This window comes from Microseira wollei NIES-4236, from assembly GCF_020521235.1.
Lineage (GTDB): Bacteria > Cyanobacteriota > Cyanobacteriia > Cyanobacteriales > Aerosakkonemataceae > Microseira > Microseira wollei.
In genome coordinates, this window is the sequence record NZ_BLAY01000224.1 from 1 (window position 1) to 13787 (window position 13787).

A 13787-nucleotide genomic window follows, 5' to 3' on the forward strand; every position below is an offset into this window, starting at 1 on the left:
GATTTTCCCCTCGCCGTGCCCCGACCACCAAACATTGATTAACCTGTAGGGGCACAGCAGCCAAAATCTGTGGCATAAGAGAAGATTTTCCCCTCGCCGTGCCCCGACCACCAAACATTGATTAACCAACAAGATCTATTTTCAGGGAAAATTAGGGAACAATGAAGATTTTTCTGACCTACATCCTATATTTATGGAACGCGGTCTTTTATGGTTGCCCCTGCTTGCCCTATTTATCTGGCTAGCTTGGGCAGGGTGGAACGAATATCAAAAAGTCGAAGCGTATCGCACTTGGGCATCTGGATTCGAGCGGGCTAAGTACGATATTTACGCAGTTCTGGGTCAGAAAGGGGACAATTTAACTTGGGGAAAACCCACCCGTTCTGGCCCGGTGAATCTAGAAACATTTTCTCTTAAAGACGTACAATCTATCCGTTTGTTAGTCAATGATAAGCCCGTTGATTTAGATAAGCCACCCATATCTGGTCGTGGTGTTGTTTTGGAATTTTTCTTACCAAATTCGGCAACTTCAGTGCGAATTCCTTTTACAGAAATTCCTCTGGCTGCCAAATGGGGCAAGTATTTACAACAGGAATTGAGCGAGTAACACCCAGAAAACCGACTGCTTGGAGAAGTCGGTTTTCTAGAGCGAAAGAGGAGAAATTATTCAGGTTGGGTAACTTCTTTAATTACCTCTTTGGCGCTTTCAATGATACCTGGTTGGGGATTTTCTTTTTCGTACTTTTCTAAATTTTTCTCGTAGACCTTCTCCAGTCCTTCGGGGTCGTCAATGGCTTTGATGGCTTTGTCGTAGGCTTCTTCCCGGCTTTTTACAGATTGGCTATTGCTACCTTTGTCCAGAACTGACGAATTGTCTTTGTAAGCGGCTGCTAAACTTGGTTGAGTGGTGAAAATCGATAAACCTGATAAGCTAAGCAAACTTATCAAACCCACCACTAAAAAGCTTTGGCGAACCACTTTTCCTAAATCCGAGAAAGTCCGCTGCATATCAATTGTCTCCTTTTTTATTTTCCACAAACGTATCCTAAGGTGTTATGTATGCTACCGACTTCTACCCAAGGATATATTAAATTAGCTAATAACCCAAGTTGCTAGTTATAACTATCGTGGGTTGCACAGCAGAAGCTAATCGCCAGCTTGCTAATTGCTTATGGGAATATTTTTCGGTTCTATCATTAGCCATTAGCTATTAGCCATTAGCCTGTCTTGGGCCCTAAAAAGATAACTAGCAACAAGCGTTAATAGGTCATGGGTAATGGTAAACAATTTTTAACAACCTGCCAAACAAGCAATTAGCAATTAGCCATTAGCAATTAGCAATTGTTGTGGAAAGAAGCGGCAGCTTGACGGTAAAGGTTGTGCCTAGTCCTTCACCCGGACTTTCTACAAAGACAGTTCCGCCGTGGAGTTCTACCAAATGGCGCACGATCGCTAACCCCAATCCCAGTCCGCCGTAAGGTCGGGTGGTGGTAGTATCGGCTTGGCTGAAGCGATCGAAAACATAGGGCAGAAAGTCCGGTTTAATGCCGATTCCCGTGTCGCTGATGGTAATTTGAGCATAGGGAATTTCAGATTTTAGATTGGAGATTTCAGATTTATTTGATTGCTGAAAAGAGGTTTTATTTTCATCTTCAATCTGCAATCCTCTTTCAATCTGAAATCTGCAATCTGAAATCTGCAATTTTTTCAGTTTTACTTCGACTTGCCCGCCGTTGGGTGTAAATTTTATGGCATTGGATAGTAGGTTCCAAAATACTTGCTGTAAGCGTTCTGGGTCGCCTATAACGCGCAGGGGCGGATTTAATGAGAGATTTGAGGTTGCAGCGGGCAAGCTGGTTAAATCCGATTCTAGGTTAGTTATGAGCGAAATTTCTTTGGCTTGGGCGGCTGGACGGAGCGAGTCAATTGCTGTTTCAATGATGGGGGAAAGTTCGAGCGATAGCGCGTTTAATTGCACTTTTCCGGTAATAATTCGCGAGACATCTAGCAAGTCTTCAATTAGCTGTTTCTGGTTTTTGGCGTTGCGTTCGATCGTTTCGAGAGCTTTCGCTTGCGTTGCTGGGGAAAGATTGCGCGATCGCAGCATTTGCGCCCAACCTAAAATCGAGTTTAATGGCGTTCTTAACTCGTGGGAAACAACTTGCAAAAATTCATCTTTTACTCGGTTGGTTTTAGCTAATTCTTCTGCTTGTTGTCGCAAGGCATTTTCCATTTGCTTAGCTGCGGTGAGATCGACTACAAAAGCGACGGCTCTATCTTGATAGCCTTCCAATAAAGCTGCACCGATTAAAATGGGGACGCGGCTGCCATCTTTGCGAATATATTCTTTTTCATAAGGTGTAGAAGCCCCAGTTTTTAACATCTCTTCAGCCCCCTGGCGATCCAGAGGCACGTATTCTGCTGGGGTAATATCTAGCCAGCGCAATTTTCCCGCTTGCATTTCTTCCCGCGTATACCCTACCAACTCTAAAAAAGCATCGTTTGCTTCTAGAATATCGCCAGAGAAATTACCGATTACAACCCCGATAATATTCGAATCAACCAAACGCCTAAACCTGGCTTCGCTTTGTCGCACTGCTTGCTCTGCTTGCTTGAGTTTAGCAATATCCTGAAACACCAGGACACCAGTAGCGGGATGAGCGTACATTTGCGGTAGGGTATCGGCATAAATGAGTAGGGGACGGATGCCTTCGGGGGTGTGCCAATTCATCTCGAACCCTGACAAACGTTCGCCCCGTGCTACTCGCACTCCTGGCATTTGTTCGTCTGGAATGCGATTTCCTTTGTCGTCGGTGCAGTAATAAATTGTGTGATATTCTTCCCCTGGTTTATCTTTAGGAAATTCGCCGCATGCTAGAGAGTCTGCTGCTTTATTAGCAAAGGTTACCCTCGCGGTTCCTGGTTCGATAAATAGCAAGGGAATCGGCATCAGATTTAGCGCTTCTTCTAACCATTGTTGCTGCTGCCAAAGTGCTGCGGTTTGCTGTTCTAATGCTTCTTCGTAGTTTTTGCGTTCGCGCAGCGTTGCGGTAGCAGTATCGCTTATATCCTGTTGCGTCCCCACCCATTCTATAATTTGATTGTTTTCATCTAAAACGGGAACGCCCCGCGCTAAACAATATCGATAAGTTCCATCTGCGGTTTTGATTCGATGTTCGATTTCGTAGGTTGTTTTTGTTTCAATAGCTTTTTTCCACGCGAGGGCAGTTTTCTCTCTATCTTCTGGATGGATAGCGTTTATCCATCCCCATCCCAGCATTTCTGCTTTTGTTTGTCCGGTGAATGCACCCCAAGATGGCAATTCTTCAACAATCAGTCCTTCTGCATCTGTTGTCCAAACTGCTAGCGTACTCGCAAGTACAAGGGAACGATACCGCGCTTCGCTTCTTTGCAGCAACGACTCGCCTTGCTTGCGATCGCTAATATCGCGATAATAAATACTTAAACCTTCTGGGCAAGGATAAGCACGAATATCCAACCACATATTTAACGGTTCGTATAACACCTCAAAATTGACAGGTACTTGCTCTGCCATTGCGCGGCGATATTGCTTTTCTACTATAGTACCAACTGACCAAGGCCACTGTTCCCAGTGGGTTTTGCCGATAATTTCCTCTCGCTTTTGTTGGTTGAGTTTAGCTACTTCTTGGTTGACGTAGGTAATGCGCCAGTCGCGATCCAAGTGGACAAAGGCATCGGTAATGCTTTCCAATATATTGATAATTTGATCCTTTTCCTTAATTTGTAATTTTTCCGAGCATTTTTTAGCTGTTTCTAACCTGGATATTAAGCTACTTACCCACGCTCCCCCTAATAAAAATAAGCCGATTCTTAAAGTTTCGTCTAAACTAATCGCTGAAGAGATATCGGGAGGTTGAAACAAATACCCTATCCCTAAAGCTGTTAAAACAGTTGCCAATAAACCCGGTTTGAGTCCGCCATACAAAGCGCTAAGGATTGCGGGAACAAAAAACAGTAGAAAAGGACTCGTCGTCACATCGAGCGCGCGGTGTAGCAACAGCAGCAGCGTGAGTGCGATCGCGACAGTCAACACGGCAAAACCATAGCGTCGTATCTGGGAGCGTGTCAGTTTCACCATCAATTTATCAATCTTTAGCAGAGTCAATGTGGTTGGTCAATCTTCTAAATTTAGTTAAAAGATGGTTGTTTTACACCTCCCTTAAGACGGATTTTTTTAAGAAACCCGGTTTTTTGGAAAAACCGGGTTTCTGGTAAACTAATCAAACACTAAATTCCGCGCCGTACCATCATCTGTAAAACCCTGTTCTCCCACCCCGACTAATTCCACAATAACTTCCCGCGAGGGAGGGGAAAATTGTCCTGACCGCGCCGCAATTTCTACAATGAATTGTTCTGCTTCAGGACGCACGCGGTAAGTTGTAGTCGCCCACGCACCCGTTCTGTATTCAAAACTATTTCCATCATCTTCATAAAGAGTAAATTCACCCGTACCAGGCCAAATACGTAGCGTGAGATCCCCCCATGCCCCCAATGCCTTGGGGGATAAGTCTTGGGTCCCCCGAGGTTGGGGGGGTAAGTCTTGTGCCCCCCGAGGTTGGGGAGGTAAGTCTTGGGTCCCCCGAGGTTGGGGGGGTAAGTCTTGTGCCCCCCGAGGTTGGGGAGGTAAGTCTTGGGTCCCCCGAGGTTGGGGGGGTAAGTCTTGTGCCCCCCGAGGTTGGGGGGGTAAGTCTTGTGCCCCCCGAGGTTGGGGGGGTAAGTCTTGGGTCCCCCGAGGCATTGGGGGTTGGGGGGATCGCCAATCTTGTGCCCCCCTTGGCATTGGGGGTTGGGGGGATCGCTCATCCACAAATTGCACAATCGGCTCGATTGGAATTATCCCACCCCCACGCACGTAAAGCGGCATTCGTTCCAAAGGTGCGTGAGCTAAAATGTGCGTTGGCCCCTGATAAAGCTCACCACTCCACCAATCGTACCAACTACCTTCAGGCAGATAAACAGCGCGATATTCAATTCCAGGACGAAGAATAGGTGCTGCCATTATCGAGGACCCCAACAATACTTGATCGGACAAAGTATAGGTTGTGGAATCGTTGGGGTAATCATAAACTAACGGACGTAAAATTGGTGCGCCAGTTGTTGCTGCTTGCCAAAACAATGTGTAAATGTAGGGCAATAGCTGATAGCGTAAATTAATGTATTCGCGGCAAATATTTTCGACTTGTTCGCCAAAAACCCAAGGTTCGTGAGGCGCAGTTGTCATCGCCGAGTGTCCGCGCATCAGAGGATAAAGTATTGCTTGTTGCATCCAACGGGCGAATAATTCAGCGGTAGCATTACCTGCAAAACCGCCGATATCACAACCTACAAATGCGACGCCGGATAGCCCCATATTGCACAACATTGGTAGGGACATTTCCAGGTGATCCCACAACGATTGATTATCGCCCATCCAGACAGATGAATATCGCTGCACCCCGGCAAAACCAGATCGGGTTAAGATAAACGATCGCTCATGAGGACGCTGTCTTTGCATTGCTTCATAAGACGCCTTCGCCATCATTAACCCATAAAGGTTGTGAACTTCTGCGTGGGTGGTGGAGTCGCTTCCCTCCCCTTGGGGTGCATCGAGGGGGAACCAAATTTTAACACCTTGATCGCCGAACGGGCGATCGTCTATCGCAGGTTCGTTCATATCGTGCCAAATCCCGGCGACGCCGACATCGGTCAAACTTGCGTGCAAGTCGCCCCACCACTGTCGCACTTCAGCACGCATAAAATCGGGAAATACAGCTTTATCAGGCCAAACATAGCCGTGGAATATCCGCCCATCGGATTTTCGCACAAAATAATCGTCTTTTAGCCCTTGGTCAAAAACATGATAATCCCCTTCGGGTTCGTACTTAACGCCAGGGTTGATAATTGTGACTACTTTAAAACCATCTTGCTTTAAATCGCCGATTAATTTAGCCGGATCTCCAAAGCGTTTCGGACTCCAAGTAAACACGCGATATCCCCGCATGTAATCAATATCTAAATGAATTACATCGCAAGGAATGCGCCGCTGGCGAAATTCCTGCACCAATTCCCGCACCACTGCTTCAGATTCGTAACTCCAGCGGCTTTGATGATAACCCAGCGCCCATTTTGGCGGTAAAGGCATTCTACCCGTTAGTTGGGTATAAGTGCTGAGAATTTGTGCTGGTTCGGGGCCGTAAATAATGTAATAATCTAATTCATTTCCCCGCGTTTCCATCCGCCAAACACCGGGTTGTTCCGCACCGATATCAAACTGACTCCAAAAAGTAGTATTGCAGAAAATACCGTAAGCTAATTGGGGACGTAAGGCGATAAAAAATGGAATCGCCTGGTACATTTCATCCGTCAGCGAACCGTAATCTAAACAATCAGTTGTCCAATTTGTTTTAACTTCAGATAATTTATCGAGTAGTCGAGTGCGTTCGCCAAAACCATAGAAATGTTCGTTTGCTTCGATGCGTTTCCAAGCAGCGACGGCCCCCGTGCGCCAAGCCATTCCCAGATCTACATCTTGTGCAAACAAACGCCCTTGTTTGTCGAAACAGGCAATGCGACACGGGTTGCGCTCGATACAAACGCGCAATTGTTCGGTTTCAATTTCTACCTTTTCATCGCTTTTTCGCACTTGGAAAGGTACGAATTGCCATTCTCGATCGTCCTTGGTTACTGCCCAAGAACGACGGGGGATAAACTCCCCGGTGGGAGACATTTGCACGTGAATTAAATTAGGTGCTAGTACCTTGATGCCAAGGCGTGCCTCGCCACAGTTGCACCAAACGCCCCGTTCATCCGAGTCAATTGATTCTACGGCGGCGATGGTTGACCAAGCTTGATTTGTGGTGGGTAGTTTTCCAAAGTATTGAGGCATTCCAGATTTTGTCAAGCTCCATCTCTCTTTAAACTAATTAAACTAAATAGTTGACCAAACTGTATATTCCTATGGTGTGAAGTAGGTGAAAAAACTTTCTATCTCAGGCTGGATGGAACGAAGGGCAAATTGCGGCACGATTAAATTATTGAAAATCAAATTGTGGCGCTGTTGTAGATCGTTGTAAAAGCCTTTCCACTGGCAGCCAGAGGACGGTCTAGCTAAAAGTCCTGAGTGCCAAGTCCCGGAGGCGGCAAGCAGTTGACGGCATTTCGGCACTGGGCACTTTTAGTGGTAACCCTAATGCAACAGCGTTGGTTTTAATCACCCGCCAAAAATTGTCCTTTAGCCCCAGGTAAAAAAGAGGCAATGAACGCAATTCAACCTGAGCCGAAAAAATTTTTACGTACTAAAGCTTGGCTGCTTTCAACATTGCTATCGGTTCCGTTGTTTGCTGCTTGCTCAAGTCCAAGACAGCAGTATACACCACCGCCGCCGGTTGACGATACCCGTGGTGGAAGAGTAGTCCCTCCGCCAGCAAATCAACAACCTCAAGCGAGGAGGGGATTATCAACGGGTCAAACAGTGGCAATTTTGGCAGGGGCAGCTGCACTTTACTACCTCTATAACCAGCATAGGAACAGGCAAGGGCATGGTGCCCAAGGCAAGTATTACCTTTCTAAGAACGGGCGCGTCTACTATCGAGATGCCCAAGGACAGGCGCACTGGGTAACGCCGCCGCGAGAAGGCATTCGAGTTCCAGTAGAAGAGGCACAACGATATCGCGACTTTCAAGGTTATAACGGAAGGACAGACGGGCGCGATTTAACCGATTTAGTGCCTGCACAGTAGCAGGGTAGCACAGGCGTCTCGCCTGTGTGAACGGGTGATATCAAATCCGGTTGCATCGGAATGATTGGCCTTTCTTGGTAATTGCTAATTGCTAATTGCTAATTGCCAGAAAAGCCACTACAGGTCGTAATTCCGATGCAACGGTCAAGGATATGAGCGGGTGAAAATGACCCATCACCCACGACCAATTACCAAATCAGGAGATCGTTATGGTTGACAGATTTTTGCGAGACATCCAAGATGCTTTTCTCGGTAAAAACGAAGAGGAAAGCGATCGCGACAGAGAATACGACCGTCGAGTCCGTCCAGCCAGCGAAGACTCCTATGGCGACCCCGCCCAAGGTGATTACGCGCCATTTGGCGATGTGCGTCCAGCGAGTGAAGACCCCTACGGCGACCCCGCCCAAGGCTATTACGGCGATGTGCGTCCAGCCAGCGAAGACCCCTACGGCGACCCCGCCGACTACGCCTACGGACCATTTGGCGATGTGCGTCCGGCGAGCGAAGACCCCTACGGCGACCCTGCTGACCAGGATCAATACGGCTATATCAGTCCAGCGAGCGAAGATCCTTACGGCGACCCCGCTGACGAGGAGTACTACAGGTATTAAGACCAAGTTTCGATGAGTGTGTGTAGGCGATAAAGGGCTAAAACTTGAGCGTCTAGCGTGATATAGTGCCAAAGCAGTAGCGGATAACGCTACTGCTTTTTCTTGCTTGTTATATCAAATCCGGTTGCATCGGAATGATTGGCCTTTCTTGGTAATTGCTAATTGCTAATTGCTAATTGCTAATTGCCAGAAAAGCCCCTACAGGTCGTAATTCCGATGCCACCGGAAACGAATCAGGCTTTTCACCGATAATTAGCGTCGGGAGCGTCGGGAGCGTCGGGAGCGTCAGTCCTAACTATTGGCTAATGGAGATTCGTTGTAATGTGCTAGCAGCAAGGCGGGGTCGTCGTAGATTGCGATCGCTCCCATCAGCTGGCTATCATCAAAGCCACCACAGCGAAATGCGATCGTTCCCACTCCGCATTTACTCGCCGCTTCAATATCGTAGGGAGTATCCGCAATCATCACAACTTGATGTGGTTCCAGATGCAACTTTTTCAATGCCGCTTCGACAATATCCGGTTCTGGCTTAGAATGTTCCGCATCGCTCGATGTTGTTGCTTCTGCGAGCAAATCGTCAACTTTTGCCGCTTTTAATAACAGCGAAAGTTCTTCACTCGTAGCCGAAGTAGCAATAATCAGCCGCAACCCAGATTGCTGCATCTTCAATATCAGATCTCGCGCACCCGGTGCAGCAGGAAGCGTCGGCGCGAATTTTTTGATAATCAGTTCTTTGCGCTTTTCGGAAATAGCTTTTCCCTGCGCTTCTTCTTTATCAAGTCCCGGTACCATTTTTGGTATCACTTGATCGCCGCCCATCCCGATCAGCGGTCGAACTTTCTCGAAGGGTACGTCATAGCCATAAGTAGCAAACGCTTCCACCCAAGCTTGCGCTTGTGCATCGTTGCTGATAACCAGCGTTCCATCTACATCAAAAATAGCTGCTGACAATGCCATTGTCCTAGATCCGGTTTTTGTTTGAAGTAATATCAAGGTACAGGCATATTTTTATCAGTTCATCTAACAATAGTATGATATTTATGTAAAAATATTGGTATATATCATCACATTTTCAACCTTTTTGGAGGTTAAGCTTATGAGAAAAATCAAATTTTCTTATTTTTTTACCGTTCCTATTTTTATTTTTTCCGCGCTGTTGATTGGAGCTTTAATGCCTCAAAAATCGAAGCCATCGCCAGCCAGTTGCGATGTGAAAATCTGTGTGATTAACTTTGGCTTCCATTCGGAAATTGTAGTGCCAGTCCAGAATAAAATTTTTGACTGGCGGAAACATTTGTCTTTCAATCAAATAGGTGCAGGTAAAAATGCCGATTACAATTACTTAGGTTTTGGCTGGGGGGAAAGAGAATTTTATATGAATCCGCCCAGGGAAATTGATGCAAAAATTGCTGCGGGTATTAAAGCACTATTTCTTCCCAATCCCTCGGTTATCCGAGTTGAAGGTTACAAAAACCTGCCCCAAAATTTTGAAATAGAATGTTTGGGGGTGAGTCAATCGGGTTATTTAAAGTTAAATAAGTTTATTAGAGATACTTTTCAATTAAACCGGCAAGGCGAAAAAAATAGATTCCCCTATGGCGTCCGTCAAAACGTTAGCTATTACGAGGCTAAAGGCACTTACTCAATTTTGAGGAATTGTAACTCTTGGACGGCAGAAGCTTTGAGGAAAGCTGATGTTAATACACCTGTGTGGGCAGGACTTTCTACGGCAATTATGTTGCACTTGGATAACAGTTGCGATGGGGAGAAATAATATTGTTTACGATGCGGGTGTAGGGGCACGGCAAGATTAAATTATCCCCCAAGAGGACAATTTAAAACATGCCGTGCCCCTAGGGTTTATCATTCGCGTGTAGGGGCAGGGCAAGATGAAATTATCGCCCAAGAGGACAATTTAAAACATGCCGTGCCCCTACGGTTTACGATGGGCGTGTAGGGGCACGGCAAGATGAAATTATCGCCCAAGAGGACAATCTAAAACATGCCGTGCCCCTACGGTTTACGATGGGCGTGTAGGGGCACGGCAAGATGAAATTATCGCCCAAGAGGAGAATCTAAAACATGCCGTGCCCCTAGGGTTTACGATGGGCGTGTAGGGGCAGGGCAAGATGAAATTATCGCCCAAGAGGAGAATCTAAAACATGCCGTGCCCCTAGGGTTTATCATTCGCGTGTAGGGGCACGGCAAGGGAAAATTATCGCCCAAGAGGAGAATCTAAAACATGCCGTGCCCCTACGGTTTACGATGGGCGTGTAGGGGCAGAGCAAGGGAAAATTATCGCCCAAGAGGACAATTTAAAACATGCCGTGCCCCTAGGGTTTATCATTCGCGTGTAGGGGCAGGGCAAGGGAAAATTATCCCCCAAGAGGAGAATCTAAAACATGCCGTGCCCCTAGGGTTTATCATTCGCGTGTAGGGGCAGGGCAAGATGAAATTATCCCCCAAGAGGAGAATCTAAAACATGCCGTGCCCCTAGGGTTTATCATTCGCGTGTAGGGGCACGGCAAGATGAAATTATCCCCCAAGAGGACAATTTAAAACATGCCGTGCCCCTGGGGTTTACGATCAGGGCGTAGGGGCACGGCAAGGGAAAATTATCCCCCAAGAGGAGAATCTAAAACATGCCGTGCCCCTACGGTTTACGATGGGCGTGTAGGGGCAGGGCAAGGGAAAATTATCGCCCAAGAGGACAATTTAAAACATGCCGTGCCCCTATGGTTTACGATGGGCGTGTAGGGGCAGGGCAAGGGAAAATTATCGCCCAAGAGGACAATTTAAAACATGCCGTGCCCCTGGGGTTTACGATCAGGGCGTAGGGGCAGGGCAAGGGAAAATTATCCCCCAAGAGGAGAATCTAAAACATGCCGTGCCCCTACGGTTTACGATGGGCGTGTAGGGGCACGGCAAGATGAAATTATCCCCCAAGAGGAGAATCTAAAACATGCCGTGCCCCTAGGGTTTATCATTCGCGTGTAGGGGCACGGCAAGATGAAATTATCCCCCAAGAGGAGAATCTAAAACATGCCGTGCCCCTACTCACTGATGAGAAACCGGGTTTTTGTAAAAAACCCGGTTTCTGCAAGTTTCTAGCTGCCGGTAACGATGCGCTTAATTGCCACCAATGGGTTGTTATCGTTACCATTGGTCACATTGGTGTTGGTGCTGTTTCTGACTTGAGGCGTACCGTGCAAACGCGGATCTACTTGCGGTGGTACGGGTTCGGGACCTAGGGGTTTAGGATTTTCGATATATTCAAATTCACCTTTACCATCCATCGATTTACCTTTCGCCCAACGACCTTCGGCGCTGTCAGTTCCGTCAGAATTATTCCAGAACTGATAGGCAAATTCCCGCTTCTCCAATTCCAAGGGGAAGGAACTAGGAACCGGCGTATCTTCTAGTCCAGAATCTTTCAAATCTTCAATTGCCGCTAACCACTGATTTTGATGCATTGTATCGCGGGCAATCATGAAACTCAGCGTATCTTTTACCCCCGGATCGTCACTCATTTCATACATCCGCACCGCCTGCAAGCGTCCTTGTGTTTCGGCGTGGAGATTTGACCGGAAATCAGCCATTAAATTACCGCTAGCAACGATAAAACGACCGTTCCAAGGGTAACCAACGCTATCGGCAGCGGTTGCACCCAAACCAGAAACGATCGCATGTTGCGGGTTCATCGCCGCTGCCATAATTACATCCCGTGGACTTGTACCGCCCATTACTGCACCGACGACGGGATCTTTTGCACCATCTTCTTGCAGGTTGATCGGGGCTTTATCTAATAGGTGGGCGATCATCGTTGCTAGCATTTCGATGTGACCGATTTCTTCAGTCCCAATATCTAGCAGCATATCGCGATACTTAGCAGGGCCGCGACAGTTCCAACCCTGAAATAGGTACTGCATCATCACGGTCATTTCACCAAATGTACCGCCGATCAGTTCCTGAATTTTCTTCGCGTATACTGCATCGGGTTTTTGTGGTGGTTTGAAATATTGCAGTTTTTTGGTGTGATAAAACATGACAGCCTCTTTGAGTAACTTTTGCGTTTAGATAACGCGGGACTTTCCGAAACACTCCTCTGGCAAATTCTGTCTTTTGGGTTGATACTAAATCCCCATTGATTACCCGCTTTTTGCCATACGACTTAAGTCGCGGCTACACAAACTAAGCAAGGCGTAGCAGGCTTATAGAAAAAGGGGGTGATGGCAGCGGATTTAGTATCATATCTAATACGAACTGCGAATATTGTTGTTTGTTCTTACCTACCAGGAAACTAATTAAATCATTTTGGTTCATCAACCTTTAGGAATATAATTAATATGCGATCTTGGCCACAAAAATTTTATGGTTCAGCAACCCGGTTTCTTAAAGAAACCGGGTTGCTGAATTTTGAGCGCCAAGTTTTACAAGCTCGTTATGATTTGAATTAGCTCATCCGATAGATTGGCAGTGGCTAATGACTGTTTTTGAAATAGCACTCCGGCTAGAAGGTAGATGTTTCCAGAATAGAAAGCTTTCTTTTGTTCCCGTAGCTTCGCGATGGTGTTTCTAACTTTGGGTTCGGAACTGTAATAACCAAATTCTAGAGGGGTGACTAAAAACTTGGATATCGAGTAGCCTTGTGCGATGGCATAATCAATTGTATCGACTGGATTAGAGTAACTAGAAACCAGCGACATGACGTTGTCGTAACCTAACGAAAAAAGCTTTCTGGTAATTGTAGAACCGTCTGTCCCGCCGCGTAATAATGGCAGGTAAATATCGTCATCTACTGCTGGCAAATAGGGGGGGTTTGAGACAAGATACCTCGCGGCAGGTTTAGATGATGTGAAGAAACAGGTATTGTGAACTACATAGCGCTCGCTTAGTGAGTATTCTGCGATTTTGCTATTGGCAATTTTACAAGCTGATCTATTGAGTTCGTATCCATGAATGCACCCTAAAAATTCCGTTCTGAGTAAGGAATGAATGACGGGAAGTCCATCGCCGGAACCAAACTCTATTACGGCTTCATTTTCCCAACAGTTTTGCCGACCGAATCTGTCTAAACATTGAGAGTAAAAATTAGATTCTTCTGGGCAGATAAATATCTCTTTTCCACAAGTACTGCGCTTGGCAATTTTACTGGGAGATGGTGCAGCTTTGGGAATTGAGTACAGCGAATTGGATTGTTTTGTGAAGATAGATTGGTCGAACATATTAATGGTAATTGGTAATCGGTAAATTTTCAGCATTTGAAAGTTCGTAGTAAGGACTTTAGTCCTTGTTTATTAGACTTTTGGGGACTAAAGTCCCTACTACAAACATTAGTTAGTGCAGTTGTGTCGTTGTTTATTAGACTTTTGGGGACTAAAGTCCCTACTACAAACATTAGTTAGTGCAGTTGTGTC

Annotated in this window: 13 protein-coding genes and 2 pseudogenes; 7 read left to right on the forward strand and 8 right to left on the reverse strand. The window is 46.4% G+C overall.

The features are described from left to right. Positions 1–193: 193 nt before the first annotated feature. Complete coding sequence (locus tag MiSe_RS42710) at positions 194–607, forward strand: hypothetical protein (protein WP_226592294.1); 414 nt, start codon at positions 194–196, stop codon at positions 605–607. Positions 608–663: 56 nt separating this feature from the next. Here MiSe_RS42710 and MiSe_RS42715 read toward each other — a convergent pair whose 3' ends face one another. The 5 genes and pseudogenes from MiSe_RS42715 to MiSe_RS42730 all read right to left on the reverse strand — a co-directional run bounded on the left by MiSe_RS42715 (position 664) and on the right by MiSe_RS42730 (position 7186). After that, complete coding sequence (locus MiSe_RS42715) at positions 664–1008, reverse strand: hypothetical protein (RefSeq protein WP_226592296.1); 345 nt, start codon at positions 1006–1008, stop codon at positions 664–666. A gap of 343 nt (positions 1009–1351) precedes the next feature. Continuing rightward, positions 1352–2224: pseudogene (locus MiSe_RS54265) on the reverse strand (sensor histidine kinase); the annotation flags it as partial. A 33-nt stretch (positions 2225–2257) separates the two neighbouring features. Continuing rightward, a pseudogene (locus MiSe_RS42720) lies at positions 2258–4120 on the reverse strand (PAS domain S-box protein); the annotation flags it as partial. Between the two features lie 138 nt (positions 4121–4258). After that, positions 4259–6907, reverse strand: coding sequence for a glycoside hydrolase family 31 protein (locus tag MiSe_RS42725; protein WP_226592300.1), 2649 nt, complete (start codon positions 6905–6907; stop codon positions 4259–4261). 69 nt (positions 6908–6976) lie between these two features. Continuing rightward, entirely contained in the window at positions 6977–7186 is a 210-nt protein-coding gene (locus MiSe_RS42730; RefSeq protein WP_226592302.1) for a hypothetical protein, read from the reverse strand. A gap of 90 nt (positions 7187–7276) precedes the next feature. Between MiSe_RS42730 and MiSe_RS42735 the strand changes: the two genes are divergently transcribed. Together MiSe_RS42735 and MiSe_RS42740 are read left to right on the forward strand one after the other, a co-directional pair. Then, the gene (locus MiSe_RS42735; RefSeq protein WP_226592304.1) at positions 7277–7759 is read left to right on the forward strand and encodes a hypothetical protein; all 483 of its coding nucleotides are present in this window, start codon (positions 7277–7279) and stop codon (positions 7757–7759) included. A 209-nt stretch (positions 7760–7968) separates the two neighbouring features. Beyond that, the gene (locus tag MiSe_RS42740; RefSeq protein WP_226592306.1) at positions 7969–8370 is read left to right on the forward strand and encodes a translation initiation factor; all 402 of its coding nucleotides are present in this window, start codon (positions 7969–7971) and stop codon (positions 8368–8370) included. 291 nt (positions 8371–8661) lie between these two features. On the opposite strand, the gene MiSe_RS42745 is transcribed toward MiSe_RS42740, so the two are convergent. Then, complete coding sequence (locus MiSe_RS42745; RefSeq protein WP_226592308.1) at positions 8662–9327, reverse strand: HAD family hydrolase; 666 nt, start codon at positions 9325–9327, stop codon at positions 8662–8664. A 139-nt stretch (positions 9328–9466) separates the two neighbouring features. Here MiSe_RS42745 and MiSe_RS42750 point away from each other — a divergent pair, with 139 nt between their 5' ends. The 4 genes from MiSe_RS42750 to MiSe_RS42765 all read left to right on the forward strand — a co-directional run bounded on the left by MiSe_RS42750 (position 9467) and on the right by MiSe_RS42765 (position 11367). Further along, positions 9467–10144 carry a DUF2459 domain-containing protein gene (locus tag MiSe_RS42750; protein WP_226592310.1) on the forward strand — a complete coding sequence of 226 codons (678 nt, stop codon included), beginning with the start codon at positions 9467–9469 and terminating at the stop codon, positions 10142–10144. 468 nt (positions 10145–10612) lie between these two features. Further along, positions 10613–10807, forward strand: coding sequence for a hypothetical protein (locus MiSe_RS42755; RefSeq protein ID WP_226592312.1), 195 nt, complete (start codon positions 10613–10615; stop codon positions 10805–10807). Positions 10808–10932: 125 nt separating this feature from the next. Beyond that, complete coding sequence (locus tag MiSe_RS42760) at positions 10933–11127, forward strand: hypothetical protein (protein ID WP_226592314.1); 195 nt, start codon at positions 10933–10935, stop codon at positions 11125–11127. A 45-nt stretch (positions 11128–11172) separates the two neighbouring features. Further along, complete coding sequence (locus tag MiSe_RS42765) at positions 11173–11367, forward strand: hypothetical protein (protein ID WP_226592316.1); 195 nt, start codon at positions 11173–11175, stop codon at positions 11365–11367. A 110-nt stretch (positions 11368–11477) separates the two neighbouring features. Here the strand turns inward: MiSe_RS42765 and MiSe_RS42770 are convergent, their stop codons facing one another. Together MiSe_RS42770 and MiSe_RS42775 are read right to left on the reverse strand one after the other, a co-directional pair. Beyond that, positions 11478–12416 carry a manganese catalase gene (locus MiSe_RS42770; protein WP_226592318.1) on the reverse strand — a complete coding sequence of 313 codons (939 nt, stop codon included), beginning with the start codon at positions 12414–12416 and terminating at the stop codon, positions 11478–11480. A gap of 384 nt (positions 12417–12800) precedes the next feature. Next, the gene (locus MiSe_RS42775) at positions 12801–13631 is read right to left on the reverse strand and encodes a class I SAM-dependent methyltransferase (RefSeq protein ID WP_226592320.1); all 831 of its coding nucleotides are present in this window, start codon (positions 13629–13631) and stop codon (positions 12801–12803) included. Positions 13632–13787 lie beyond the last annotated feature (156 nt).

What these genes read in the sequence shown, in the direction of transcription:
- MiSe_RS42765 (WP_226592316.1), top strand. Translation starts at nt 11,173, where the DNA reads ATGCCGTGCCCCTGGGGTTTACGATCAGGGCGTAGGGGCAGGGCAAGG.
- MiSe_RS42715 (WP_226592296.1), bottom strand. Translation starts at nt 1,008, where the DNA reads ATGCAGCGGACTTTCTCGGATTTAGGAAAAGTGGTTCGCCAAAGCTTT.
- MiSe_RS42740 (WP_226592306.1), top strand. Translation starts at nt 7,969, where the DNA reads ATGGTTGACAGATTTTTGCGAGACATCCAAGATGCTTTTCTCGGTAAA.
- MiSe_RS42775 (WP_226592320.1), bottom strand. Translation starts at nt 13,631, where the DNA reads ATGCTGAAAATTTACCGATTACCAATTACCATTAATATGTTCGACCAA.
- MiSe_RS42760 (WP_226592314.1), top strand. Translation starts at nt 10,933, where the DNA reads ATGCCGTGCCCCTGGGGTTTACGATCAGGGCGTAGGGGCACGGCAAGG.
- MiSe_RS42725 (WP_226592300.1), bottom strand. Translation starts at nt 6,907, where the DNA reads ATGCCTCAATACTTTGGAAAACTACCCACCACAAATCAAGCTTGGTCA.
- MiSe_RS42750 (WP_226592310.1), top strand. Translation starts at nt 9,467, where the DNA reads ATGAGAAAAATCAAATTTTCTTATTTTTTTACCGTTCCTATTTTTATT.
- MiSe_RS42710 (WP_226592294.1), top strand. Translation starts at nt 194, where the DNA reads ATGGAACGCGGTCTTTTATGGTTGCCCCTGCTTGCCCTATTTATCTGG.
- MiSe_RS42755 (WP_226592312.1), top strand. Translation starts at nt 10,613, where the DNA reads ATGCCGTGCCCCTACGGTTTACGATGGGCGTGTAGGGGCAGAGCAAGG.
- MiSe_RS42735 (WP_226592304.1), top strand. Translation starts at nt 7,277, where the DNA reads ATGAACGCAATTCAACCTGAGCCGAAAAAATTTTTACGTACTAAAGCT.
- MiSe_RS42745 (WP_226592308.1), bottom strand. Translation starts at nt 9,327, where the DNA reads ATGGCATTGTCAGCAGCTATTTTTGATGTAGATGGAACGCTGGTTATC.
- MiSe_RS42770 (WP_226592318.1), bottom strand. Translation starts at nt 12,416, where the DNA reads ATGTTTTATCACACCAAAAAACTGCAATATTTCAAACCACCACAAAAA.